The sequence below is a fragment of the Synechococcus sp. MU1625 genome, assembly GCF_020514205.1.
Taxonomy (GTDB): Bacteria; Cyanobacteriota; Cyanobacteriia; order PCC-6307; family Cyanobiaceae; genus Parasynechococcus.
Map to the genome: position 1 here is coordinate 107,744 of NZ_VTLA01000004.1, position 24,903 is coordinate 132,646.

Consider the following 24,903-nt stretch of genomic DNA (forward strand, 5'->3'; position numbering starts at 1 on the left):
TGTTCAGTCTTTGCTGGTAGAGGTCGCCATGGCCAGGTTCTGTGAACGCTCGCAAATGCCGGCGATTTCAGCATCGGTAGGGCATCGAAACTCAGTGCAATATGTGGTCATTGCAACGCCGTCTAAACACTGAACAGAACTTACTCTCATTCTGATCTGATCTGTCACAAACCAACACCGTTCAATACCAACATTGGTGTCGTATCGCGTCGTGATTGTTACCACTCCGTCGTCCGCAAAGGTGTATGTGCTCAGTACGGATTGTTTCTCGACGTAGCCTACATCTCTCAGAAGAAAACCCTTGCGGGAATCATCGTGGGAGGGGACGTCGATCACGACTGCCGCATAGTCATCGTTGCGGACGCCCTTCTTGATGTTGCTTTCCCACCAAAACCGAGCTCCACCAGAACTGTCTTCGGTCTTAATGTTCAAAGAATCGCAGATTTTGGATACGACTGGGTCATCTGAGTTGAAAGGTTCAATGATTAGATTCGAGTCTGCCGCTTCATCATCTTGGTGGTCGAGGTGATGAACAGCGCGTCTGTTCAACCAAGTTCCGCGGCTGGCTTGAAAAAAATCCGCCATCGTCATCGGCGGGGAAAGTGTTTGGACCATTGGCTTGAACCTGTGGAATAAATTAATTCAAGTCGACGAACGAATTATTGCCTAAGCGGATCAAGATTGTGCCTGCTGCGCATTCTTCTGGGCGACGAGTTGTGACATGACTTCGTCGAGCCGTCGTAGCTCTGGATGTGCCGCTACCGTGGCGTCGATTTTTTTCTGTGAAAGGCGCAGTTTTTTGCCTAGACCAATTACATCTTGAAAAAGTCTTTCTCGGTAGGCAGCTAATTCCTCAATAGACTCTTGCAATTCTTTGAGGCTGGGTAAATCGGACGCTGCGTTGTCCATGCATTTCACATGTTGACCCCAGCGATACTAAGCCTCCAACTCGCCTGCTTAAGGCTTTTGTGAACCTTCGCTCAGCATTGCTCAAACAAAGGAAAGAGTGCTGTTGAAAGAGCCCTGTTCAGCTGGAGGAACTCCTTGCTATTGCCGCAAGGTGACAAACTTTTGCGTAAAGGGGTCTGTTTGCAAAGCCAGCTGACAACTGAGTTTAGCCTTGGTCAGCGCTTCCACCACCCTTGGGCTACCAGGTCTTTAAGGCCTGCTCACCCTTCGGTCCCCGAAGCACTGCATCCCCCAAACTGTCTGGCCCCCAATGCTCGACGCATTCTCCCGCACAGTCGTCAGCGCTGACGCCAAAACTGCACCTGTTGGTGGTAGCGACCTCGCTAGCCTCCGCTCCTATGTGCAAGATGGCAACAAGCGTCTGGACGCTGTCAATGCCATTACCTCCAACGCTTATTGCATCGTCTCCGATGCGGTAACCGGAATGATCTGCGAAAACACAGGTCTCATCCAGGCCGGCGGCAACTGCTACCCCACGCGTCGCATGGCTGCTTGCCTTCGCGATGGTGAGATCGTGCTTCGCTACATCAGCTATGCCTTGCTGGCTGGTGACGCTTCCGTGCTGGACGACCGTTGCCTTAACGGCCTCAAGGAAACCTACATCGCTTTAGGTGTTCCTACTCAGTCTGCCGCCCGCGCAGTTGCGATCATGAAATCCGCTGCTACGGCTCTGATTGGTCAGACCAATACCCCTGCAAGCGGTGGTGCTAAGTACCGCAAGATGGAAACCACTCAGGGCGACTGCTCTGCACTGGTGTCTGAAGCAGGTTCCTACTTCGATCGTGTGATTGGCGCTATCAGCTGATCTGCGGACGAACAAGTCTTCTCTTTTTACCTTCTCAGCACCTTTTACCTAAGGATCTCAAATGAAATCCGTCGTCACCACTGTTGTGACCGCTGCTGATGCAGCCGGTCGCTTCCCCTCTCAGAACGACCTTGAGGCTGTTCAGGGCAATATTCAGCGAGCTGCTGCTCGTCTGGAGGCTGCTGAAAAGCTGGCCGCCGGTCTGGACAACGTCACCCGCGAAGCTGGTGATGCTTGCTTCAACAAGTACGCCTACCTGCGGCAACCCGGTGAAGCCGGTGATAGCCAGGTGAAGGTCGACAAGTGCTACCGCGATCTCGGCCACTACCTGCGCTTGATCAACTACTGCCTCATCGTTGGTGGTACCGGCCCTCTCGATGAGTGGGGCATTGCTGGAGCACGTGAGGTGTATCGCACCTTGGGTCTTCCCACCAATGCATACATTGAAGCTCTCACCTACACCCGCAACCGCGGTTGTGCACCTCGTGATATGAGCCCCCAGGCTCTGAACGAGTTCAAGAGCTACCTTGATTACGCGATCAACGCTCTTTCTTGATCCGCTCAAGGTTCTAGCTGGAGGGGGGGCACTTTGCTCCCCCCTTTTTTGTGTCCGTCAGATGGAAGACCTTGAATCACCCATCACAGACAAGCTTAAATTCCATTAGATTTCTCAAAGAAACTGTTTTTTGATGACAACATTTGTTCTATCTCATAACTTACAAGTTCAATCAGACCACGTGCCTGCATTAAATTTTGAGGAGCTTGCACAATCACTTAAATCTCTTTCAGAAAATATTTCATCAACTGCAGTTCTCGATCATCCTCATTGGAAACTCTCAATATCATCTGATTTGTCGCCGCAAGAACTGGCTGCTGACCTAGTTCAGACTTGGTCTCAATACCGTCGACAACTTGGGCATGAGATGAACCACGTTGTCTTGGCACTCGGTGGAAGGAAGGATTCCCAAGCTTCTCCTGGAGCTCCACTCCAGGAGGGATATTGGGGTGTTGACTTAGTTGAAACAACCGATGAAGTTGCTTTTCTTCAGGCGATCAATTGGGATGTTCTTAAATCTGGGCGTCCAGAAGATTCCATTTTTCAGGTTTCCTCAGCATCGCTATAAGCAGTCCTTAAGACTGCTTTCGGCGATTTTTGCGACGACCAGAGCTTTTTTTGGTCTCTTTACTTTCTTCTATCTTGTCTGAATTTTTCTTGCTAGAAGAAGACTCTGACGTCGATGTCAATTTCTCAACTAGTTGCCGTACCTTTGAAGTCGATTCTTTTGTTTTAGGTGTTGCTATCAATGGACGATGCTCAGCTTTGCTCCACCCGACACATGTGATCGATGTTTTGCAACTTCTAAAAGCTTGCATCCATTGCGCCATGAATCGGGTGTCAACACCAACTGTGTGTGGCGTTGAGGGCCTACAGCCGTCCATCACTCCTGTCGAAACCTGAATCAATCGTCCTGGAAACGGTCCCATGATTTTTTAAAGTGGATAAAGGAAATTTTGCCCCTTGTGTCGTCTATTGGCAAGCTTGCTAATACTTTCTTATCTTGACGTGAAGCATTCAATCATCTACAGCATGTAGAATCATTGAGAAGTTGGTCATTTCTGATGTCCGGTGTTTTTGATAATATTCATGCCGGTCTTGATCAAAGCGAGGCCGTTAATATCTTATCTAAAAGAGTTGATGATTTAGAGAGTGAAAGTGATTATTATATGGCCGTTTCCCACCTGATCAATTTTCCTGACCCAATAACAAGCCAAGCATTATTAATTTTTCTCGATAGGCCGTCTACAGTTACACCTATAGGTCTTGCACAACGAAAAGCTGTAGAAGTTCTTGCGCGATTAGGGGTGACAGAGGCCAAACCTAAAATTGCGAATTTTTTAGATAGCTCTGATATTTATATGGTTGAGAATGCTGCTTGGGCTTTGGCTCGTCTGAATTGTCAAGACCCTGAAGTGCATCAACGCATGATTCATTTGGTGGATGACACTTGTCAAAATCAAAGAGTCTTAATTCAAAGTTTATCGAAGCTTTCTGTTAAATCAGCAATTTCAACGATTTCGGCTCTTACAGCTCATGAAAAGCCTTCGGTGCGCGGTGCAGCCATCGCCGCCATGATTCAGCTATCTGGAGATCATTCACATCTGGCTGATCTTTCAGATCATTTGTACAGTTCCAATCAAATGGATCGACAGTCGGCTGTACAAGATGTGATCGACGCGAATGCTGTTGAGCTTTTATCTGATTTACTCCAGGCACCAATTTCCCCTGCATTTCGGATGCGAGCTGTTCGAGCTTTATTTGATAACCCTGTAAAAAAACTCTCAAACGATCACGCAATAACAGCAGTTGATCAACTTTTTTTTGATGATCCTCGGTTGATAACTGTTCTTCATCATTATGCTGAATCTATGCCTACACAGCTTTTGGTAGAGGGCTTGTTTCACCCAGATTTCAGTCGTTGTTATCTTGCGATGCAGGCGCTCTTAAACTGCGATGCTAAAGAGACTTGGATTGCTGTTGACAATTGCTGGCGAGAAAAAGCCCATAATGACTACGGTGCGCACTATTTTTTGATGCGTTTGTTTGGACTGAAGGCAGGTTGGAGTGATGAAGCCCTTGTTCGAATATATAAAATCCTCTCGGATGCGATTATAGATAAGCGCCCACAATTTAGAAAATCACCATCAGCGGCTTTGTTATCATTCGCTAAATTGTTTCCTGGTCAATACGATTGTATTCTGGACAATTGTTTTTCTCTAGAAAATAAGCCTGGTTGGGACATGTGTTATGCAGGCCTCCTCTTAATCCAAGCTGATCAGACAGATCGTCTGCAAATTCGATATCAACGTCAGCTACAACAGCTTGTCGAATCTGATGTCGACAGTTTGCTGCGTCTGAAAGCACAGGCAGTTATTGGTTAGTTGAGAACCAAATTCCAATTTCTTATGACCCGAGACATCCAATGCTAATATGGAAAACTCAATGATTAGTCTATTAAGTGAGCGACGATTCGATTATTCCTTCAATTGAGGCATTATTTGAGGATCTAATGCATCCCAATCCTAGGATTCAGGAAGAAGCCTGTTTGATTCTTTCTGAGCACTATCAGAAAGAGGCGATGCCAAAATTATTAGAACTTTTCTGTCATCATGATCCCAAAGTATATAGAGCGGCTGTTAAAGGAATTGGTTTCTTTGGGAGTTCTGCATTCGATCCTTTGATCGAACTTTATGCAACAACTGAGAATCAAACTGCAAGGCGTTGTTGTCCTAAGGCATTCGTACAATTGTTCAAGAACTTTCCTGATCAGCCTTTTCCTGATTCAGTGATGGAGATGCTGGAACAAGGGATTGATGATACAGATATGGTGGTCGTACAAGGTGCCTTGATGTGTCTCGGTCAGATTGGTAAGCAACAATTTAAGTCTGAAGAGGCAATAAGACTTCTGGCAAGGTCTCTCAGCAGTGAAAATGTGGCTTTGATCTTTAGTGCATCTCAGGCTCTTGCCGATATCCCGAATCCTATGGCTGAAGATGCTTTACATAAACTTCAAGAAAATAATGATGATCCATTGATTCAGGAAGCAGCTCAGTCTGCATTGGCACGACTTCAGAACCTATTAAATTCCAGAAGTTAATATCTTTTCCTTTATCCAGTTACTGTTTTTACTCCTTCATAATAGCCTCCCGCACGAAAATCGAAACGTTCTACTTTATCCTCTTTGGCACATGTTGTCTGTGAATAATGTAGGAGTGTGCTAAATCCTTCGGGTACCATTTTTGGACATAACCTGCCTACATCATTGGCAAATGGGCAGAAATACACACCTGCCCATCGATTCAGGAAACGACCCTTTATTTCATCCGAAAAGATAAATCCATGTTGATCTGCGAGCTTGAGGATTTCCTCGGGCTCAGCTTCCTGGAAAAGAGCTCTGAATGGCAAATCTTCTTCTAGAACTTCAAGAAAGCGTATGAATTCAGCACGCGACATAGAGAATCTAGTTGCTTATCCATATTTTACCAGCATGTATCCGCTTCTTATCAGAGTTGTTTTGCTTATGGAGGGTCCAGTGGGCTTTTCATTCTCCTTGGATGTAAGGGCCCCGTCCGCGTTTTCAGGCTTCTGTGCAAAAAGCAAAGTATTTAATCAAGCTTGATTTTGAGATTGGCTTGTTGCTGCTTGGTGCCTATGCAATGGATGAAATCCTCATCGCGCTCTAATCACTTGCTTCGCTTGATTCTTCTTAAGCTAGATATCCATTAATTATCAATTTTGCAGGTGCATGGGTCAATTCTTACCAATTCATCGTTATAGATAAATTCCGCTGTTAGAAATAAATATACGCGTTTCGCATCGTGCCTAACTCGCAGAGATTTGATACTTTATTTTCGTGGATGGATGAACAGCAGGCCATTGGATTGCTTTCACAAAATATTAGTACTCTCGATAATCCTGGCATTAAGTATATTGCAGCGACAAGGCTGGGAGCTTGTTCTTCGCGAGACTCTCTTGACGCGTTAGTTTTAGCTGCCACTGGGGACAGAGAAAATATTTTTGACTCTATTACACGCCGCAAATCTATTGAAGCACTAGGACGTCGACGTGATCTCAGTACATTGCCTACCATTTATGATGCTATGTCTAGTAGCGATGAGCAGACGATTGTTAATGCGGTTGATACGTTGATTAATTTTGGCGTTCCACTTGATTCTCAGTTTAAATCATCTCTTTTAAAGATCATTCAAGATGGCTCAGATGTACTTAAGCGTGTTGCAATTCAGTGCTTTAGTCGTTTGGAGATGCATGACAGTAATGGGATAATCTCTAAGCAACAGAGCAATCCAAATATATTGGTTAATGGCGCATCTATCGCTTATTCAATAAGAGTTGAAGGTGATAAGAGCAAGTTGCAGACTCTTACAGATCACCTCGAAAATACCAATGTTATTTATCGGAGATCGTCGGTTATTGATATTGGTGATGCTGGTGAGCCGTCTCTTTTGTCGAATATTGCAAAAGTAGCCGTTTCAATGCCCTTAAGAGCTAAAAGTGCGTTCAAGATAACTCCGAAGATTAAAACTGAATCCCAAAGAAGCCTGATCAATCAAATGTTGCAGGATGATTCTCGTCATCTCTGTTTCACGCAAAGTGTTGATGTACCTGTTGATTTAAAAGAAGTCTGCGACTTACTTAGGCATAGAGACGAAGAACGCCAGTATTCGGGTGCAAAAACCTTGTTTACTTGGCCGGTTGCTGGTCTAGCGGAGGCAATCAACTCTATTTGGGAGAATCATGGCTCTGACTATGGCGTTCACTATCAAGTCAACTGTTTGATCTCTCAACTTGGATTAACAGAATTATCTTTCATTACCAAGGAATCATTATCAGAGCCAGCTCCACAGTATGCAAAATCAAAAATTGCAGCCACTTGGGGATGTTTAAACTTAGGTTTATCCGAATGTCGCAGTGAGATTGAAAATCTATTTATGATGTCTAGTTGGGAACCTCTTCGATGGACATGTGCAGAGGTTTTACGCAAGTTGTAGAGGGTTGATCTTTTATTGTTTTGATTAGTTGTTTAGAAAGGCAACTTGTACCGCCTCGACTTTTCTATGGTTTGACTTGGAAGTTCACCAAAGGCAGTGTAGTAACGTCGCGCATATCTTCCTTGATGTTTAAACCCATATTTAATCGCAATATCGCGAATTGAGTATAGTTTTAATTTCTGACGAGCTTCCTTGTTGAGCATCATTCTTCTGGATTCTTCTAGCCTAATATGTGTCATCAGCTCAATGATTCCCATGCCAAAGAATTCCTGACAGACACGATATAATGATGCCTGGCTTGTGTTGATATGTTTGCACACTTCAAGCAACGATAGAGGAGATTCCATAGACTTTTGGCTGTGGGCAAGGTTGATGATTTCTCTTAATTGACCGATGTTCTTTTGTCCTTGACTATTTTGTTCACTCATTGGTTCTTCGAGGCATGCTATTACTAGGTCAAAGTATTTTTCTGGCGTCTGAATTCCTGACGATACCTCTTTTCTCGCTAATCTTTTGAGTTGGCCTAGGGCATTATTATTGGAATAAACTCCCTGATCACTCGTGAGTCTTTCGAGTCCATCGTATGCTTTGCAGTTTTTAAGCAATTCAAGGAGTAGTTTTTTATCAATCATGCAACCAGTACTAGAGCATTCACTGGAATATTTTCCCCATGCATTCCCTGGTACTGAGTTGATGGTTCCAAACCCAGCTAGGCTATTTTTGGCCATTTTAAATCCATCACAATATCCAAAGGCATCTTGAATGTCTGTTTTTGGAGTAATCCAATTGAAGTCGATGGTAACACCATTGCCCCATCCCTCGTACAGCAAGGTTTTGTTGGCAGATATTTCTGCAAGTGATACTTTATTGGCAGTTGCTGCTTGCATCGTATAGATACCATTGCCACCATCTAGCTGCGTTATTTTTGTAAGTTGACCAAGTTTTGCAAGCTCTTCAGAAATCTCTAGTGGATCTCGAAATTCAAAAGTTGTTTTCATGTTTTATTCTCCCTTCCAAGCACTGAATGAATATATATTCCTGTTTGATCGATCTATCGTTTGACTGGGAGTTTCTCCATAATACGAAGAGTAGGAGTGCTCAAACTTTTTCCAGTTTTTGAAACCATAGTAAAGTGCTGTTCTTTTCTTTGTAAATTCTTTGAGTCCGGTTGAGGAATGGGGAGTTAAAAATGCCTTGCGCGTCTGCTCCAAACGTATTCTTCTGACAAGCTCAATTACATCCATATTGAAAATTCTTCGACATGTAGTATTTAGAGAGTCTCTGTTTGAATTGAGGTATTCAGTAATTTCTTCGAGTGTGATTGGCGGCATTCCTGCACGATCTTCGTGAATCAGTTTGACCATGTCTTCTATGAGGTCTGTTGACTCACACCGATGTGCATCAAATGTTGATTCATTATCTTCGTTGTCAAGAAATATGATTGCTAGATCGTAAAAGGAATTTGGTTTCTTTGATGGCTGGCCATTGAAATGATCATGGAATAATTTTTTGAGTTGAGTGCTGGCATGATCATCCGAGTCAATTCCAATGCATTCTTCAAGCCTTGCATAGGCATTAAAGGCATTCAATTTATTTATTCTTTCTTGTAATTTATTCCATTTTAAACTCATGCAGCAAAGCTCTTCATTTGCTCCCACAATGTCCCAGATATTTCCTCCTGTTTTGTTGATCCGATTGAATCCGGCAATACTATTTCTCGTCATCTGGTGGCCGCTTATCGTTGTAAGTACCTCCTTATTTTTTGTCGCTAAACTATCTAGCCAGCAGAACGATACTGATTTTGTATTGGCTTCTTCCTCGTAGAGAAGTGTTTGGTTGGATTTGAAAATTTCAAGATGGACATCTTGAATTGGTGAGCAAGTGGTCTGCGTTTCTAGAATTCCGGTGCTTAACTGAGTTACATTGCAGCCGAAGCTGGAGGTTGAATGATATTCCTCAAAATGTGCCTTGCAAAACTCTTCCATTTCGAGCGTATCGCAAAAAACATAATTTCGCGATCGTTTTCTTCGCAAGACCTTTCAGCTTAATTTTTCTACTCTATGGTTTTTGGGGCTCATTTGTACGAAGCTTGATGTTTTTCTTGAAGATTAAATTTTCACTTTCTGCTATCCGATTCTTATCAGATTTGCTTGAATTCCTTCTGTTTGTGTTAGGCGGAGTGGAGGTTGAGCTGCTTAGGGCATCTTTTTAATGCTTTAGCCCTCTTATTCGTATTTACTCCTGTGTTCTTATGAATCTCTACTTAGTATGTTGATTGCGACATTGAATACTGCTTGTACTGACTCATCTGTTTCTGCTGACTTTGCTGTTTCTATTCTTTCGACTGAATTATATGCTTCTAATTTCATCAGTGCCATCGCAGTGTTCTTGCGTACCTGATTGTCTTCGTCGATCAACTTTTTGCACAGTATATGTTCAACATCTTCTGCATCGCATGATTTTCCAATCAGTGTAACTGCTTCTGCTCTCACCTCCGGTGAGATGTCATCTAGTGCTTTGAACACTCTGATTTGCGCCCGAGGATCATCACTCTTTTGTATTTGATCTCCTAAAGCTGAAATTGCAGCAACTCGAACTTCAGCCACGTCTGAATCTGCAGCCTCTAGCAATGCCTCGGGTGCTTTGGCACCGATGAAACTTAGCGCCAGGTTGATCAAGCCAACCTGAAATGGTGTGCAGTCTGGATTTTTCAGGATTCCTAGTAAGGAATCCATGGCGTCGGGGCCAATGGTGGCCATTGCTCCAGCAGAAGATCCGAGTACAACTGGATCACTATCTTCTAAAAAGGCTTCAAGCAGATAAGGTAACGCTTCCTTGTTGCCAATTAAATTGAGCGTTTTTGCTGATGCTCTCCTGACGATGACATTCTGGTGACTTCGAAGTGCTTTACAGAGAATGGGTAGAGCTTTGTCTCCTACTGCGCCAAGACTTTTTGCAAAGGTGAGTCGCAGAGCTCCTCTCGCATCTCCGAGACCGGCGACCATTCGCTCGAGTGACTCTGAATCTGATTGAGGGATTTCACCTTCACCTAACTGTGTGCTGAGCTCATCAGCAAGCTGCTGTGCTTCTTCTTCCGTGAGTTGGCTTTCGCTGATTGATGAGATATCGCTGAAATCCTGGAGCACGGTGGACGTCCAACTTCGTTGAGTCGCAATCTAAGCGACTCTGATCAGGCACCTACCGGCTTGTGGGGCTTTGCAGTGTCGCCGCGTGGGCACAAAAATGCCCCCTTCCTGGAAAGGGGGCAGAAGTGATGGCATTTCGGTGCCTAATTCATGTTCATCAATATGGCAATGGCTTAACGCCGAAGGGACGGAAGGGGGCAGCGCCGGTTCTCCTGGGAGGCTGATGTCCGCCGTACTTTTGTTGGGGCAGCGTTGGTGCGCCCTTAAAGATCGGCTTCATCATGCTGATCGCAGCCGCAGCCAGTTGCGTCGTGGTGCGACTCCGACGTCCTTGTGCGTTGTCACTAACGGCAACCTTTGTGCCGGCAAGCTCGCGCATCATGCTGAAGGAGCTGGTCATCATTCCTGCGTAGGAATCGCCTGCTCGCATGTAAGGAACGATGTCTGATCCAAACACCTCGGCATATTCTGCGCAATCTGTGAGGCTGTCAATCAGAGCATCAAATCCCTCTTCTGCTTGAAGTTTGATGCTGTTTTGAACTTCCTCTTGAGTGAGGGGTGCCCGTCCTAGCAGGTGTTTGAAGTTCAGTTCAATCCCACGTTGGGGGGCGACACTATGGAAATAATTTTCCTTGTAGAAAGGAGATTTTGCCAGGCCGTTAACAAAGTCGCGGACTGTAATTTCTCCGTTCATCAAGCGCACCTCAAGGGAAGTGCAACGCTCGTTTTCAGTGGGAGGCAGGTTTCCGTATACCTGCCTGTAGGCTGCAATGATCGTGCGCTCGAGTGCTTCATTGCTGCTTGGGTGATACTCGTCGAAAGTCACCGCAAAGGGACATTCGCTATGAAGCCGAGGACCAATGCCAAGGCCCATCTGGGAACAGGTGTTGCGTTTGAACTCAGCAATGGCTCCAGCAACAGTCCGATGAACTGTGTTTTTTCCAGCCTTGCTGGGCATGGAGTAAGACGCTGGTTTGGTGCGGCTTGCTGCAGCCATACCTGCTGGACTAGTTTGTGTGCTTAGCATGGGGGAAAATAGTGAATAGATTAATAACAGTGACCTTTTCCAACGTGCTTAGAAGCTCACGAATTTGTCGTTACTTGCAAGCGAGCTGGAAACTTAAATTCAGTGATGTTTCATCTAGGATTAAATGAAGACCTTTCACTTGAGGTCACCTTGAGTAATCATTTCGTCGATGAATGTTCTCACTACTGCCTGATTGGCTATTAGTATCTTGGCTTTTGTGGCCTTTTGGTGTTATTGACTGAGTATTTCTGACTTGTTAATGTCAGATTTTTGATCTTGAAAATAAAAAGGGGTGGGCTTTTGGCCCACCCCCTCAGTCAGATCAAAAAATCACTCAGCTTGAACTGATGATCAGCCCAGGGAGTTGATCACGTAGTCGAGCAGCTGGTTGTAAGCGGTCAGAGCCTGAGCGCTCATGTCGCGAGGGGCGCAACCACGGGAACGGATGTGGGAGAAACCAGCCACGTAGGTACCAGCATCGATGCTGAGAGCCTTGTAGACCTCTTTCTGACCATTGATGGCCAGCTCATCCAGAGGGCCGGTGCCGCCGGTGACCAGGCAGTAGTTGATCAGACGCAGGTAGTGAACGAAGTCACGCTTGCACTTCTCTTTGCCTTCGGTGGCGCACTTACGGGGCTGACGGCCGGTGGCACCGTTGGGGTACTGGCTGTAGACAGCGTCGACAGCTTCCTGAGCGACCTGGTCGTAGTTGCTGGCGAGTTTCTCAGCAGCTTCCAGACGAGCAGAAGCACGCTGGATGGAGCCCTGGACGGACTCCATGTCGGAGGCGGTGGGGAAGCGGGAAGCGCTGTCGGCTGCGCCGACGACGGTGGTGATGACGGACTTCATGATTAAGAAGAAGGTTGTTCAGGTGTGCAGAAAATCAATCTCTGGCTCAGCTGATGGCGCTGATCACCATGTCGAAGTAGCTAGCAGCTTCACCAGACAGGCTGGCGCAATCACCAGAAGTCAGAGCCATCTTCTTGGGCTGGCTGTTGGTGTTGGTGATCAGAGCACTGGCGGCTGCCTTCATGATGGCAACAGCGCGAGCGGCGGATCCGGTAGGAACGCCCAGAGCTGCATAGGTCTCGCGGAGACCGTTCAGGCAGCGGTCCTGCAGCACAGAAGCGTCACCGGCGAGCAGTGCGTAGGAGACGTAGCGCAGAACGATCTCGCCGTCGCGCAGGCAAGCAGCCATTTTGCGGTTGGTGTAAACACCACCGTTAGGGGCTGTCAGGCCGGTGTTCTCGCAGCAGATGCCGGCGACGGCGTCTGACACGATGCAGCTGGCGTTGGAAGTGATGGCGTTCACAGCGTCAAGGCGCTTGTTGCCATCAGCAATGAACGACTTCAGAGAGGCAAGTTCGCCGCCACCAATGAAGGAGCCGCTGGAATCGGCCGAGACAGCAGCCCGGGAGAATGCGTCGAGCATGGGGTTGTGGAATACGTTGTTTGGGGAGATGCATTCCGCATCACGAATGAACATACCCCTGCTTTCCAGACCGACTTCCTGAACACCGTCGTCAGGACACACAAGTTGACAAAGGAAAAATTAGTGAAGTTTTTCCGCCAACCATCCTTTGACTATTCATCTCTTTGTGCCCCGCTTTATGACATCTGTTTAAGGACTTGTTGGCAGCTCCATTTCAGTGGTAGCCAGAAGGCATTCGCCGAAAGCTCCTCCAGCAGAGGCTTCTGGTCCACAAGGCCCAAGCGGAGGCATCCCCAGGCCGCCGCAATTCGCGATTTTGTGTATTGAGGAATCGTTTCAGCCAAGGCAAGCCTGATGAGTTCGCTTCGCTCTCCCAAACCCTGAAGGCTTACAACGGCTGTTAGGTAATAGTGCGTTACATAATCGCTCCATAGTTTTTCTTTGATGTCGTCAATCAAGACCAGTCTTTCTGGCATGGCCATGGCCATCAAGCTTGAGGCTCCTCCGTACTGACGTGCTTCATCGCGATGCTGGAGGTTGTTTTCGATCTCCGTCGGTTCGACGGCGCAAATCCACTCCTGCCTAAGTTTCAGTTGTTGGGGGTTGTCTTGTAGGAGTTGTGTGATCAACTCGGTATACCTATCGGGAATTTGACATTTCTTGTCTGGGTCGACCAACTGAAATGCACTCCTAGCGCGCAACGACATCGAGACAGGTGCGGTTACGAGAGCCTCTAGTCTTGATACATCGCCAGCATCACCGAGATCGATAACGGCAGAACGCCTTCTCCCTGCGATTGGATCGACCAATTGAGGAATGAGTACATCCAGCCCTTTGGATTGCAGGGTAACTTTTGATAAGTATGCTCTTGCTGCACCAGCCACCAGTGGATTGCAGTCTTCAGCAAGTGGTCTGATGCTGTCGATGACTCCGGAGACACCCAATCGACAGAAGGCCTGAATGACAGCTCTTTTCTGAATATCTTCTCCTTCGAGTGCACCCAGTAATTGTTCTTGGTCTGTTTCAGTTAGTGGGGCTCCTATTTTTGTAATCGCCTCTACTGAATTGATGACTGCTGCTTCGTCACTACAGGTCAATGCGCGAAAAAGAGAGGGCAGAGCTTTTGTGCTTTTTCTTCTGCCAAGGGCGTCGATTGCCTTGCGTCGGGTGATGCGATTATAGAGATGTTCCGGATCTAACTCTGAAGCTTTAATCAGCACTTCGAGGGATTCTTCAGTGTTGCTCGCGCCGAGTCTTGTCGCGGCCATGTATTTATCAACCGGCCTCTCAAGTGTGTCTGGATCAGCCAAGATGACAGCCATAGCCTGCTCCTCTGTCAAGCCTTCAACCAAGTTGTCGAATCTTTCGGCCATGTCTCAGGGGTCGTTAAAGAAAAACCTGGATTTCGTTGCCAGCTGCTAGTGGAGCTCCAAATTGAGCTTGATCATGTCTGAGTCTGCAGCGGCTTAGGAGTTCCATTGTCCTTTTGACCATAGCATCGATATATCCGGCTTAGAGGTAATTGATTCATGATTAATGTATATCGCCGTTCTTCTGGTTTCAGCTTTAACGCATCCTTCCCTTCTGTTATTGTAGTGAAGAGAAGTTTGACACCATGCCTGTTTCGCCTGAGCTTGAGCAAGCACTTCCAAGGTTCGTGCAAGCTGTTCAGAGTTCTATAGAGGTTCAAAATCAACTTAACTTGGTTGTTGAGTTGGCTCAATTGACAGACATTGTTAAACAGGTTGAACCAACACTCACTGGTGCAGCACTGATTCCTTACGAGCAGGCAACGAGTCCCCCTAAAATTACTATTGATTCTGGTGTGTTGGAGAAAAATATTCCTTGGCGTTTGTTGCGATGCCCTGGAGGTCCTTTGGTTCTGCAGATGATTTGTGAAAAGGTTAATTTTGCGCTTTGGATTGAAAGCTGTTAACGATGTCGAATTCTGTTATTGAGCAGTTTATTAACCTGGTTGTGTACGACCATGCCATGGCCACTGGATTGAAGGCCTGCGAGACTGATCAGGATATTGTTGATTATGCAGCCTCCCGTGATTATGTGTTTTCAATTTCAGCTTGGCTTCAGTATGTCGAATCAGATGCAGTTGTCTTGTCTGAATCTGAAGTCTTAGCCATTCAAACCATTACGAACGATCATTGGTCATGGGCTTTCCGTAGGGTTGCTCCTTGGAGAGCCATGTTGATGGATGGTGCCTAGTTGTACTGTCTGTTTGCAGTCGTTCCGTCTAGACTCATTCCTATCATTTCAGAGGCTCTAAATGCCCAATTCTGCCCTTAGCGCAAATCAAGACAGTACTTTAGAAGCTTTTATTGCTTTGGTTCGCCAAAATCCTGACCTAAAAGCTCAAATTAAAGCCGCTCTTAATCAAGATCAAGTTATCGATATCGCTGCCGCTAATGGTTTTGAAATCGATTCTTCTGCAATTTTGAGAAAGTGGAGCAAACATACTGACTTTACTCAGGATACGTGGATGGGATGGTTTGAAGAGTAAGAATTCCCTCAAGAATTGATTTCTGAATATCTTGTTGATTTGCTGCCTTTTTTGGCCCAATACGTGACAAGTTCTTCTCCTCCTGGTCTAGGTACACTTGCGGTAGCTTGTAGTATTTTGAATGATCGCCTTGGTCCCATTGGCCAATTCCCGATAGCTTTAACTCTTCTAATTCTTCCGCCAATTGCTTGTATGCAACTATCAAACTTTTCTAGCTGTGTTTGATCAACAGTTTCGAAGATAAAGTCTGTTCCAACGCATATTAGATGCTGAGAACGTATCCATGCTTTCATTTGTTTTTGTGTATCCTGCATCTCAGGCTTTGCTATTTAGCCACTTATCAGTGATTTCTTCGGAGAAACTTTTAATTCTCTTGAATTTTAGAAGGCCATGCTCGGATCCCCAGATCTGTTCATCTGTCTTGGGGTCAAATCCTCGATCACGGCTGATCCAATTTTCTTGATCCACTTCAACTTCGCTAACAAGATAAGTTAGTTTTCCGTCTCGTGGAACTAAGCAGTTTTTTCCCGGTTCAACTTTTCCGATGTAATGACCTGCTTTTTCTTGTTGGAAATGCATTGCACATCCACAGCGTTTTTTTAAGGTCGCAGTGTTGATGTCTTTCATGAGTTCGGCATCACGACCTGCTCCAGCCAATCTTCTCGGGTTAGAGAATCCGTAGTTCTCTACTATGAATGATTCTTTGCTTGCAGTTAAACGATGAATTCCCTGTCTATAGGGATCCCATGGTGCATAGTCGTAACATTGTTCAGAATAAAAGCCAGGCCCTTGGAAGACGTGCCACGGTAAGGGTCGAAAAAAGATATTGATTCGAGCAAAATCCTTTGGATTCTGTTGTGACTGCTCGATGTTGTCGTAAACACCAGCGAGAGTCTTCGCGAATTCGGCAATGGCTAAATTCATCTTCATCTTGTGTCTCTACGCGTTAATGCGTCTGACTTCGGATGCAAACGAAGTTTGTAGTATCCCTGATCCGGCAGATGTTCTCAAGACGGAGGATCTACAGCGAACATTTTCTGAAACAAACCAGATTCTTTCTTCCGCAATTGATTGCTCATATTGAGTTGTTAGGGTAAACGTACCATCATCCAAAAAGTGATATTCAGATATTGCGGCCTCAGATTCTGCGTATCCAACGCTTCTGATTAATTTTCCTGAGCAATTGTCTTTTGTTAGAGGAACAATAATGCAAGATCCTGATGACACTTCTGACGGATCTTCGGGTTCCCAATCGCTTTCTGCGCACCACTCCATTCTGAATGGAGATGTAACCAAGTGGTCATCTTGGTTTGTGATAATTGATGATTCAAGTAGCTGTTGTACCGCGGTGTTTTCTTTATCGATCTCTTCTATTGTGACTTCGCTAAGAACTTCTTCAAACTGTTGAAAAGCTAGAGAGTGTCCTGATCGCATTGAGCGCCACTTGCCTGAACTTTGAGCAACAAATTGCTCAATCGTCATGCGAGGTTGTGTTGCTTTCTGGGTTGAGCTCATCCAGTGAAGGACGGTTTATCTGCATCATGTTAACCATTGAATCGACCATCATGGACATGGCCATGGGGGTCGACGCTACAGATTGCAGGAATGTTGTGTTCCTGCTTGGGTGTTCACTTGATGGTGGGCGCAGAATAGGCATGTTTAGAAAGGTTGTTGCTCCTGTAGTTGGCGGCCGGACGGCTGCTTTGACTGATCTTTGATTATCTTGCCATCATCACTGATGAGCCGGCGATAATTCTACGAAAATCAAAAGGAGTTAACCTTCGCAATAGAAAGGATCTTGCCTCCCTGAGACAAGATTGTTTTGATGGTTGCCGACATGGACGTTTGGTTCACCACTGATTTCTGCACCGCTCTGCGATTGGCACCAACCTGTCGGGGGGATGTCCAGTTGATGGTCAATGTGCCGGCATTGCCAACACCTCTACGATCTTGTGCCTCTGGTGAACTGTCAGTGCAGAGACTGTTCAAGAGTTTTGAATCTGTTTCCGCGTTGTCGTATCCGGCATAACCGGCATCCAAAGCTCTTGCCCGTGTGAAAAAGAGCGTGCTTCCGCCAACGACGCTCTGTGTGGCCCGGTTGTAAGGGACTTGGTCGATGCCAAAGGCCGCAAGATATTCATCGCTGTAGGTGTAACTAGCGATCTCTGCTTCATATCCTTCTTCTTGCAGGAGGCGGACATGACTCATCAATTCTGCTTGGTCACGGGGTGGACGGCCAAGGAGATGCTTGAAGTTCAGTTCAACAAAGCGGTATGGGCTGTTGGTTTCTAAAAACAGCTTTTTGTATGTTTCTGACTGCGCGAGAGCCGTTACCAATCCTTGGACTGTCAGATCTCCATTCATGAACAATGCCTCGATCGAGGCGTTCACGTCGAGTTCCATCAGGTGTCGATTCCCAAAAACCTGGCGGTACGCTTGTCGAATCACATCCGAAGCATGTGTTGTGTCGACGTTGGCAGCCGAGGAAAGAGTTGTTGGCTCAGTCATGATGATGTGATTAGAAGGTGATTTGAGGGAGCTGCTTCATGAAGTAGCTCCCAGTAGCGGCAATTGATTTGCCTTTACATCACCTCAGTGATGGACGTGATCTTGCCTCCGCGGGCATGGATGTATTTCATCTGGCTGCTCATGTCTTTGCCGGACACCACGTAGGTGTTGCCAGCCGTGCGTTGACGAGAACGCGCGGTCTGAGCAGAAACCACAATCCGGAAACGCTTCTTGGTGGGATCGGGCGCACCGGACTGTGTACCGGTGCGGTTCGCCCGGCTGGTGGTGTTGCTCCATCCACTGGGAACCATCCCCGTGGCGACAGAACCCACCAAGGCAGAGCTGCTCACAACGGTGTCACTTGCAGCGAAACCTTCTGCCAGGCTCAGATGACGGTTGAAAGCAACCTGAGAGCGGCCGCTTTCTGTAAGGATCCGGGCGAAGGGAACAGTGTCTTCACCAAAGGTGCTTTGGTATTCCTCACTGTCGACGTAGCTAGCGATTTCAGCTTCGTAGCCGCCTTCGGCAAGGATCTTGGTGTGTTCGCTGATTTCAGCCTGGGATTGAGGAGCTCTTCCCAAGAAATGTTTGAAGTTCAGTTCGATGAACCGATACGGGGCGCTGGTTTCGAAAAAACGACGCTTGTATTCGGCCGAAAGACCAACAGCGCGGACGAATTCACGCGTACTGAGGATGCCCTCGATGAATTTGCTCTCCGCGGAAATCACGCGTTCGAACTCCATCAGATGGGGATTGCCCATCACTTGCTTGTAGGTGGAGCGAATCAATGAAGCAAGTTGATCCGGGCCGTCACCAGGGCAACGTTGATAGGTTTCTTGCTCCCGCTGGCCAAGACCGAAGGTGACGTATGCATCGCCCCGCATTGGTCCGGAGTCTTTGCCTGAGGTAATGCCAGGTGACTTGCTGCTGAATTGGGTGGAGGTGTAGCTTCCGGACGATGGACGCAGGCCGACAGGCTGACTTGGGAGACTGATCCGTGGCGCAACGCCGTTGGCGAGGCTGCGGGTCAGCGCAGGACTTCCACCGCGGGCACTATCACTGCCAGCAAAGCTCTTTTGAAGAGCAGCCAGCAGTGGGAAGGCTGCTGTTGACAGATCAGCGGGTGAACTCCATGAGCGGGCATAGGGCACAACGTCGCTACCGAAGACTTCGAGGTACTCCGCGGAGTCAACGATGCTGTCGACAAAGCCGTCGTGACCGTGTTCTGCCTGTAGGGCGATTTTCGCTGAGATCTCGGCCTGTGTTTCAGGTGCGCGACCCAACAGGTGCTTGAACGTCAGCTCGACACCCCGCTGTGGGGCAACGCTTCTGAAGAAACGGTCCTTGTAGAAGCTGGACTTGGCCAGACCACGAACGAATTCACGCACGGTCAAACGACCGTCCCGAAGCTGAGCTTCCAATTCCGAGCAACGCTCGAAATCCATCACATGGGCGTTGCCAAAAACCTGTCGATATGAAGCACTGATCACCGTTGCCAGTGACGCCACATCTTCTGGGCTGTAGCACTCGCTCGTGACGCGATGGGGGCAGTCCTCGTGAGTGCGTGGACCAACCCCAATCGCCATCTGATCACACGACTGCTTCAGGAACTCACCAATGGTGAGGGCAGCGGTTTGGGCTACTCCCTTGCGCTGGAAGCGAACGGGATCACTCCACTTGGTGGTTGTGCCGAAGCCAAGAGAAGATTGTGTGCTGGCCATTGTTTTGTGAGGGGAGATGGGGTCGTGTGCGTCGAGATGAGTGCGGATGAAGCGTTTAGGTCACCGGCGTAATGCTGGCAATTTTGCCGCCTTCGTTATGGATGCGTTTGAACTGCTCGGAGAGCTTGTCAAACGGCACGTAGAAGACCCGGTTGCCGCGGGTGTAGCGGGAAATCCGCCTGACATTGTTGGCTTTGTAGGCCGTGACCTCGACCCGATACGTGAGGCCTTGATCGCTTGCGCCAGCTCCGAGGCGCGTTGGTGCGTCCTGAAGGTTGGGGGACGGACGGAAACTCCAGCCAGCGGTGTCTTTCGAGGAAGGGGGAACCACTGCGATGGCTCGGTTCAGATAAGCCGAACCTCCTAGCTTGCTGCTGTTGCCTGCAAGATCACCTTTAAGACTGCTGCTGCTGTTGCCGCGCAGCAACTGGAAGCTCCAGGTGAATTCCTGCAAGGTGGCGCAGCTTTCGGTCTTCCAGCCCCGCTGATACGGGACCGTCCATTCGCCGAAGGCGTTCTGATAGTCCTCACTATTCAGAAAGCTGTCGATATCAGCTTCATATCCCTTGCTATCCAGGCGATCGGCGTGCTCACGCATTTCCGCGTAGTCAGCAGGTGCGCGGCCTAGAAGGTGGCGGAACGCAAGCTCGATGTAACGGTAACGCGCGCAGTTATCAAAGAAGCGGCTGCGATACAGGTCGCTTTTGGCAATGCGACCCACCAGCTCTCTGACGCTGATTTCACCAAGCTTGAACTGGGATTCTTCGACGATCTGCCGCTCGCTGTCCATCACGTAAGCGTTGCCAAGCACTTGCTTGTAAACGGCTCGGATGATCTGTTCTTTCTTGGCGTCCTCATCGCCTGGGATCAGCTCGAGGGGGGCTTCGCTCTCCTCAGAGAAGCGTTCGACCCCGAGAAGCGAGGCTGGACCGAAAGGCATGAATTACTCGCATGGCTTCGACTAATAGTCGTCCAGAAGCCTTCGTGTGAAGAGGATTCTTTATAAACCTCAATCCATTGTGTCCAACTGTTGCGTCACACAGTGATTCCTGGCCCGTGACTGCGATCTCGGCGGTTTTCGCAGGAAAAGTTTTGATTCGGAACGTTCGCCTTAGGCGTCTTTCCCATTGATCAGGGATTCAAGGCTTCCTCTTGTCGTGGAGCGGGTGATCGGATTCCAGCAGTCGAGTTCTTCGACTGATCGGCTCAAAAGCGTGGCAATTTGATCCTCCAGCCCGGTGCACAGGGAAAAGTCTGCTCCGCGAATCGACGTGACCGTGTCGAGAGCCGCCCCCTCAAGGTTGGCGCCGCGCAGATCGGCCATGTCCATCTCGCAGGTTCCGAATCGGGTCCCCCGGCACATGGCTCCGCGAAATGTGGCTGATCGCAGGTCCGCGCCAGCTAAGGAAACTCCATCCAGCAGAGCTCCACTCAAGTCTGAGCCACTCAAATAGGCACCCATCAGCACGCTGCCTCTGAGGTCCATTCCCCGCAAATCTGTGCTGTTGAGAAAAGCCCCATTCAGCTTGGCCCCTGGGCCAACGGCTCCGCTCGTGTTGAGTGCGAAGTCTTCCGGTACCAAAGTTGTCTGGTCGTAACGGGCTAGGCGTAAGTCAGCTCCTTCGAGTTGGCACTTGCTGAGATTCGTGCCGCGTAGATCACATCGACAGAGTTTGGCGTCTCTCAGGTCGAGTTGTCCTAAGTCTTGACCACTCCAGTCGGCTCCTCGAGCATCGACTGGACTGTTAGCGGAGCTGGTTGCTCCGCACTGTTCCGGTGCCGCCCATTCACGCAGATTAAGAGCCCCAGATTTGGGCATCGACATCTCAGTTGCGGAGCATGGCAACAACGATCGTAAGGAGCACCCGCACGATCTCGAATCCACCGACGGCAAACAGACCGAGCCAGAGCTTCAGTGCGAAGGCAGGCGGTTCGTCGTTCACCCATGTGGCGGCGACGTTCAGTCGTTGTGCCTCGGCGCCTTGCTGGCTGGGCGCTCGATCTTGAAGCGCGTCGCGCCAGTCGGTTCCGTAGCGCGGGAATTGTTGGTAGATGGGGATTTCTCCGAGACCCCGTCCGGGCAAAACGCGGGACCTTTGCTGCGGAACAAGGTCATACCCGAAGCAGTTCATGTATTCGGGGCTGTCCAGCAGGGCGTCGACAAAGGATGTGAAACCCTTTTCGCCGATCACGATGGACCAGGCACGGCGTTCAGCGTCGCCATGGGTCGGGCGGCCGAGTACTCGGCCGACGACCTGGTCCACCATGCGGTAGTTCGAGCTGCACTGGTAGTAACCCTGCTGGAAGCGTTCTGACAGGAGCAGGCCACGGATGAAATCCCGAACCGTGATGTTTCCGCTGCGCAGCTGTGATTCAAGGAACGGTTCGCGATCACTGCGCATCGCATGGAAGAACACCTGCCGGTAGGCCTGCTCAATCAAACTGTCGATCTCGACTCTGGATGTGTCATCGCCTGCAGCACAGGAGGCATACATCTGAGGCTTGATGGTGCTGCTGTCACCGGCAAGATTGCTGACGCGACCGTTCTGTGTGTTGAGCGGATACCCAAGAAGCGGGATGGCCATGGCGTGCCCCGTGAGTAGAAATACTTGGGTGTGATCTTCTCTTGATAATTGGGTGTGAGGTGGCTGGGCTTATCAGCTCTTAACTGCAGATTTGTTGAGCTCCGCACTGAGGTGCTGGAAGCAGTCGTTGATCAACTGCCGGTCGCTTGGTCGCGAGATCTCTTTCAAGGCCTGCTGTCTCAGCTGGTCGAGGGCGATATTCATCCCCTCGATGGGGACATTCATCCGCCTGTAGAGCTCCCGCAGGGCCGCCATCCCGTTGGGATTTGTAAAGCGGCTTTGGTTGCATGCCACCGCATAGATGATGACGCGCAGAAAGTTCCAGCAGTCGCGCCAGCAGGCCTCTGCTCTGTCCTGCGGGTGGAGAGCCCCGCCCGGCTCCACGAGCTCTGGCTGGGTTTCAAGCAGGTGGCCCCTCGCCTGATTCACCAAGTCATTTGTCCTGTTCGTCAGGTTGTCGGGGAGCGTGCAATCCACTCCTGACGACTGGCAGATGCTGGCCAGTTCATCGGGTGTGAGCAGTCTTTGCCCCTGGTCGGCACGCTCGAGGATGGCGCGCGTGGCCTGGGGCAGTGCCTCGCTTTTGCTCAGGCCCTGAACTTGCGCACCCTGCACCAGGGTCTTGAAATCGATGTTCTGGAGGTTCAATCGTTGACGGTGGCCACTGGTGTGGCGATGAGCCAGCCGTGGCGTTCCAAGTAAAAGGCCCACACCAAGTCTTGGCCAAGCCCAGGGCAACGGGTGATTGCAGCTTCGCTGAGTTCTGCCGGTATGCCCAATTGCGACAACAGCACAGCCACGGCGTCTGGATTGGAGGCCGTCGCTGTGCGGATGGCTGATCCGACCACCCACGTCAGTCGCGTGTCTTTCAGATCGCCGCTGCTTTCTTCGCAAGCCAGCAGAAGATTGGCTGGCGAGGTGTGTTGATCAAACGTCTCTTGCCAGAGCTCGATGTTTTCATCGCGAAGATTGATCCGAAAACAGCCATCTCCTACTGGTAGATCCAGCTCACCGCTGCTGCCGGCCTGGTCCTGAAGGACAACAATTCTCGGATCTGCCAGTGCGCTCATCAAGAAACGCCGCTCAACATGAATTTAACCAGTGTCCTGGAATTTCCCCGTGCAGGTGATCGGTTCGTGGGAATCGACATGCACCAGCAGTGATCCCTGAGGTTTCGCGTCAGGGGGTGTCGTCTGAGGGCACCGCTGAGGAGTTCTTTTTCAGCAGGCCCGTGACAGTGGCCAGGGCAAACATCGCTAGCAGAGCCAAGCCCAGGGTGAGGCTTGCGCCCTGAGCCACGCCTGCGCCGACGGCCACCAGGATCGAATCGCTGATCAGCACGCTGATCACCAGAGCAGGGGCAAAGATGCGCCAGTGGGTGCGGCTGATCCCGATGGCATAGCTAAGGAAATCAAACAGTCCGGTCATCAGCAGACCCGTCATCAAAAAGAAGTTGCCTTCCAGTTGGTTTTTGCTGAAGCCATCGATCCGTTTCATCGCGCTGGCCCCCACCAGACGGCTGACCGGGCCGCGTCCCCAGCGGCGGGCGATGAAAAACGCCGCACTGCAGAACACCAGGTCCGAGAGGATGATCGTGAGGTAGCCGACCTTGAACCCCAGCAGAGAGCCGGCCAGTAAGGAATAAACGGAACTCGGCAGCGCCGGCAGGATGATGCTCACCCCCCGCAGCAGAAAAAGACCGAGTGGGGCCCAGATGCCCATGTCATTCACAGCGCTCTGCAGCGGCGCGATGCCGTAACGCTGCAGATAAACGACGGCAACAATGAAGACGGCGACCCAGGCGCTGACCTTCAGCCCTGTCTTCAGCCTTGACATCTCCTCTCCTCAATCGCTCGAAAGCCCTGGGGAATGTAGGCCAGTCGCGGCTTGTCCCAGGGCCGTGGACACGAAGCTCAGCATCGATACCATCGGCGAAATCTCTCGACCCGAGGCCTGTCCGGTGACCACCTCCTCTCCGCGCACCGCGTTCGAGCAACAGCTGTGCACCCATCTGTTCAGTCTCAGTGAGGTGGTGGAAACACTGGCTGATCGTTTGATGGAGCTGGAGATGCGGTTGGCCGACGTTGAGGGCCAGCAGGTGGCTGATGCGGAAATCGCCGCGGTCAGCGATGACGCCGGCGAACTGCTCCTGGCCAGCGAAGAGAAAGTGCGGATGCTTCGGGATCGTCTGACCCCAGGCGAGGTCGTGGCTCTTCATGCCGAGGATGCTCCAGCAGCTGACGATCAAGAGGTTTCAGAGACCCCTGAGGTTGAGATGGAGGTCGTCGACCGTGTCGAGGACGAGGCGCTCAGTGACGACGCCATCAGCGCTGACACGGAATATGTGGATGATCCTCAGATCGATCTGCTGTCTGCCTGATCAGGTCAGCTCAAGCAGACGAATCCGGAAGGCGGCCACCTGTCGTGCCATGTCGGGGGAACTGATCAGAAACGGGTGGTCTGCCATCGCCTCAAACACGGCTTCCAGGTGCTGCTCTTGGCCGACCTCGCCGCTGTTGCTGGCTCGCAGTTGTTTCCAGGTGCGATCGAACACCATGGCGAAGCTGTCTGCGTTGTCAAACACACGGTCTGTGCCTGCATCTGGAGAGATGAATGACACGGCAGTT

At 49.3% G+C, this 24,903-nt stretch carries 32 protein-coding genes; 10 read left to right on the forward strand and 22 right to left on the reverse strand.

The genetic code is table 11. From position 1 onward, the window contains the following. Positions 1–3: 3 nt before the first annotated feature. The gene (locus tag FZX13_RS08830) at positions 4–615 is read right to left on the reverse strand and encodes a phycobiliprotein lyase (protein ID WP_226409253.1); all 612 of its coding nucleotides are present in this window, start codon (positions 613–615) and stop codon (positions 4–6) included. A gap of 60 nt (positions 616–675) precedes the next feature. Then, positions 676–909 carry a hypothetical protein gene (locus tag FZX13_RS08835; RefSeq protein ID WP_166017568.1) on the reverse strand — a complete coding sequence of 78 codons (234 nt, stop codon included), beginning with the start codon at positions 907–909 and terminating at the stop codon, positions 676–678. 310 nt (positions 910–1,219) lie between these two features. On the opposite strand from FZX13_RS08835, the gene cpeB reads away from it, so the two are divergent. The 5 genes from cpeB (at position 1,220) to FZX13_RS08860 (ending at position 5,430) form a co-directional block, all read left to right on the forward strand. Beyond that, positions 1,220–1,774 (forward strand): class 1 C-phycoerythrin subunit beta, encoded by a 555-nt coding sequence (gene cpeB / locus FZX13_RS08840; RefSeq protein WP_115022906.1) that lies wholly within the window; start codon positions 1,220–1,222, stop codon positions 1,772–1,774. 61 nt (positions 1,775–1,835) lie between these two features. Beyond that, positions 1,836–2,330 carry a class 1 C-phycoerythrin subunit alpha gene (gene cpeA, locus FZX13_RS08845; RefSeq protein ID WP_115022908.1) on the forward strand — a complete coding sequence of 165 codons (495 nt, stop codon included), beginning with the start codon at positions 1,836–1,838 and terminating at the stop codon, positions 2,328–2,330. Positions 2,331–2,463: 133 nt separating this feature from the next. After that, positions 2,464–2,898, forward strand: a complete 435-nt coding sequence (locus FZX13_RS08850; RefSeq protein ID WP_226409255.1) for a DUF2656 family protein — start codon at positions 2,464–2,466, stop codon at positions 2,896–2,898. A gap of 496 nt (positions 2,899–3,394) precedes the next feature. Further along, positions 3,395–4,714, forward strand: coding sequence for a HEAT repeat domain-containing protein (locus tag FZX13_RS08855; protein ID WP_226409257.1), 1,320 nt, complete (start codon positions 3,395–3,397; stop codon positions 4,712–4,714). Between the two features lie 77 nt (positions 4,715–4,791). After that, complete coding sequence (locus FZX13_RS08860; protein ID WP_226398222.1) at positions 4,792–5,430, forward strand: HEAT repeat domain-containing protein; 639 nt, start codon at positions 4,792–4,794, stop codon at positions 5,428–5,430. An 11-nt stretch (positions 5,431–5,441) separates the two neighbouring features. On the opposite strand, the gene FZX13_RS08865 is transcribed toward FZX13_RS08860, so the two are convergent. Then, positions 5,442–5,786 (reverse strand): Nif11-like leader peptide family natural product precursor, encoded by a 345-nt coding sequence (locus FZX13_RS08865; protein WP_115022916.1) that lies wholly within the window; start codon positions 5,784–5,786, stop codon positions 5,442–5,444. Between the two features lie 365 nt (positions 5,787–6,151). Here FZX13_RS08865 and FZX13_RS08870 point away from each other — a divergent pair, with 365 nt between their 5' ends. Continuing rightward, positions 6,152–7,342, forward strand: coding sequence for a HEAT repeat domain-containing protein (locus FZX13_RS08870; protein WP_226409258.1), 1,191 nt, complete (start codon positions 6,152–6,154; stop codon positions 7,340–7,342). 32 nt (positions 7,343–7,374) lie between these two features. On the opposite strand, the gene FZX13_RS08875 is transcribed toward FZX13_RS08870, so the two are convergent. The 7 genes from FZX13_RS08875 to FZX13_RS08905 form a co-directional block, all read right to left on the reverse strand. Continuing rightward, complete coding sequence (locus FZX13_RS08875) at positions 7,375–8,340, reverse strand: helix-turn-helix transcriptional regulator (protein WP_226409260.1); 966 nt, start codon at positions 8,338–8,340, stop codon at positions 7,375–7,377. A gap of 3 nt (positions 8,341–8,343) precedes the next feature. Beyond that, the gene (locus tag FZX13_RS08880) at positions 8,344–9,327 is read right to left on the reverse strand and encodes a helix-turn-helix domain-containing protein (RefSeq protein WP_226409262.1); all 984 of its coding nucleotides are present in this window, start codon (positions 9,325–9,327) and stop codon (positions 8,344–8,346) included. 264 nt (positions 9,328–9,591) lie between these two features. After that, entirely contained in the window at positions 9,592–10,488 is an 897-nt protein-coding gene (locus FZX13_RS08885; protein WP_226409264.1) for a HEAT repeat domain-containing protein, read from the reverse strand. Between the two features lie 157 nt (positions 10,489–10,645). Next, positions 10,646–11,515, reverse strand: coding sequence for a phycobilisome rod-core linker polypeptide (locus FZX13_RS08890; RefSeq protein WP_226398227.1), 870 nt, complete (start codon positions 11,513–11,515; stop codon positions 10,646–10,648). A 351-nt stretch (positions 11,516–11,866) separates the two neighbouring features. Beyond that, complete coding sequence (mpeA, locus tag FZX13_RS08895; protein ID WP_115022927.1) at positions 11,867–12,364, reverse strand: class 2 C-phycoerythrin subunit alpha; 498 nt, start codon at positions 12,362–12,364, stop codon at positions 11,867–11,869. Positions 12,365–12,410: 46 nt separating this feature from the next. Beyond that, positions 12,411–12,947: a bleomycin hydrolase gene (locus FZX13_RS08900; protein ID WP_006850273.1), complete on the reverse strand. Its 537-nt coding sequence runs from the start codon at positions 12,945–12,947 to the stop codon at positions 12,411–12,413. Positions 12,948–13,123: 176 nt separating this feature from the next. Then, positions 13,124–14,320 (reverse strand): HEAT repeat domain-containing protein, encoded by a 1,197-nt coding sequence (locus FZX13_RS08905; protein WP_166017579.1) that lies wholly within the window; start codon positions 14,318–14,320, stop codon positions 13,124–13,126. Between the two features lie 242 nt (positions 14,321–14,562). On the opposite strand from FZX13_RS08905, the gene FZX13_RS08910 reads away from it, so the two are divergent. From FZX13_RS08910 to FZX13_RS08920, 3 genes are all read left to right on the forward strand, one after another. After that, a complete protein-coding gene (locus tag FZX13_RS08910) occupies positions 14,563–14,883 on the forward strand; it encodes a hypothetical protein (RefSeq protein ID WP_115022931.1) in 321 nt (106 codons plus the stop codon). Positions 14,884–14,885: 2 nt separating this feature from the next. Continuing rightward, complete coding sequence (locus FZX13_RS08915) at positions 14,886–15,167, forward strand: Nif11-like leader peptide family natural product precursor (RefSeq protein WP_115022933.1); 282 nt, start codon at positions 14,886–14,888, stop codon at positions 15,165–15,167. A gap of 61 nt (positions 15,168–15,228) precedes the next feature. Next, entirely contained in the window at positions 15,229–15,462 is a 234-nt protein-coding gene (locus FZX13_RS08920) for a Nif11-like leader peptide family natural product precursor (protein WP_226409266.1), read from the forward strand. An 8-nt stretch (positions 15,463–15,470) separates the two neighbouring features. On the opposite strand, the gene FZX13_RS08925 is transcribed toward FZX13_RS08920, so the two are convergent. From FZX13_RS08925 to FZX13_RS08975, 11 genes are all read right to left on the reverse strand, one after another. Beyond that, on the reverse strand, positions 15,471–15,776 hold the full coding sequence (locus tag FZX13_RS08925) for a CpeR family transcriptional regulator (RefSeq protein WP_115022937.1): 306 nt from the start codon (positions 15,774–15,776) through the stop codon (positions 15,471–15,473). 1 nt (position 15,777) lies between these two features. Beyond that, positions 15,778–16,392, reverse strand: a complete 615-nt coding sequence (locus tag FZX13_RS08930) for a chromophore lyase CpcT/CpeT (RefSeq protein ID WP_226409268.1) — start codon at positions 16,390–16,392, stop codon at positions 15,778–15,780. A gap of 9 nt (positions 16,393–16,401) precedes the next feature. Beyond that, on the reverse strand, positions 16,402–16,944 hold the full coding sequence (locus FZX13_RS08935) for a phycobiliprotein lyase (RefSeq protein ID WP_226409270.1): 543 nt from the start codon (positions 16,942–16,944) through the stop codon (positions 16,402–16,404). Between the two features lie 282 nt (positions 16,945–17,226). Next, positions 17,227–17,970, reverse strand: a complete 744-nt coding sequence (locus tag FZX13_RS08940; protein WP_115022943.1) for a phycobilisome rod-core linker polypeptide — start codon at positions 17,968–17,970, stop codon at positions 17,227–17,229. A gap of 74 nt (positions 17,971–18,044) precedes the next feature. After that, positions 18,045–19,691 (reverse strand): phycobilisome rod-core linker polypeptide, encoded by a 1,647-nt coding sequence (locus FZX13_RS08945; RefSeq protein ID WP_115022944.1) that lies wholly within the window; start codon positions 19,689–19,691, stop codon positions 18,045–18,047. A gap of 55 nt (positions 19,692–19,746) precedes the next feature. Then, entirely contained in the window at positions 19,747–20,631 is an 885-nt protein-coding gene (locus tag FZX13_RS08950) for a phycobilisome linker polypeptide (RefSeq protein WP_115022945.1), read from the reverse strand. A 171-nt stretch (positions 20,632–20,802) separates the two neighbouring features. Continuing rightward, positions 20,803–21,516 (reverse strand): pentapeptide repeat-containing protein, encoded by a 714-nt coding sequence (locus FZX13_RS08955; RefSeq protein WP_226409272.1) that lies wholly within the window; start codon positions 21,514–21,516, stop codon positions 20,803–20,805. A 1-nt stretch (position 21,517) separates the two neighbouring features. Next, positions 21,518–22,276, reverse strand: coding sequence for a phycobilisome rod-core linker polypeptide (locus FZX13_RS08960; RefSeq protein ID WP_115022947.1), 759 nt, complete (start codon positions 22,274–22,276; stop codon positions 21,518–21,520). 72 nt (positions 22,277–22,348) lie between these two features. Next, a complete protein-coding gene (locus FZX13_RS08965; protein ID WP_226409274.1) occupies positions 22,349–22,924 on the reverse strand; it encodes a phycobilisome polypeptide in 576 nt (191 codons plus the stop codon). Continuing rightward, positions 22,921–23,346 (reverse strand): hypothetical protein, encoded by a 426-nt coding sequence (locus FZX13_RS08970; RefSeq protein WP_226409276.1) that lies wholly within the window; start codon positions 23,344–23,346, stop codon positions 22,921–22,923. Before FZX13_RS08970 ends, FZX13_RS08965 begins: the two co-directional genes overlap by 4 nt. Positions 23,347–23,455: 109 nt before the next feature. Further along, positions 23,456–24,112, reverse strand: a complete 657-nt coding sequence (locus FZX13_RS08975) for a TVP38/TMEM64 family protein (RefSeq protein ID WP_115022950.1) — start codon at positions 24,110–24,112, stop codon at positions 23,456–23,458. A gap of 64 nt (positions 24,113–24,176) precedes the next feature. Here FZX13_RS08975 and FZX13_RS08980 point away from each other — a divergent pair, with 64 nt between their 5' ends. Continuing rightward, positions 24,177–24,656 (forward strand): hypothetical protein, encoded by a 480-nt coding sequence (locus tag FZX13_RS08980; RefSeq protein WP_166017589.1) that lies wholly within the window; start codon positions 24,177–24,179, stop codon positions 24,654–24,656. Here FZX13_RS08980 and FZX13_RS08985 read toward each other — a convergent pair whose 3' ends face one another. Beyond that, on the reverse strand, positions 24,657–24,896 hold the full coding sequence (locus FZX13_RS08985; protein WP_226409278.1) for a hypothetical protein: 240 nt from the start codon (positions 24,894–24,896) through the stop codon (positions 24,657–24,659). Positions 24,897–24,903 lie beyond the last annotated feature (7 nt).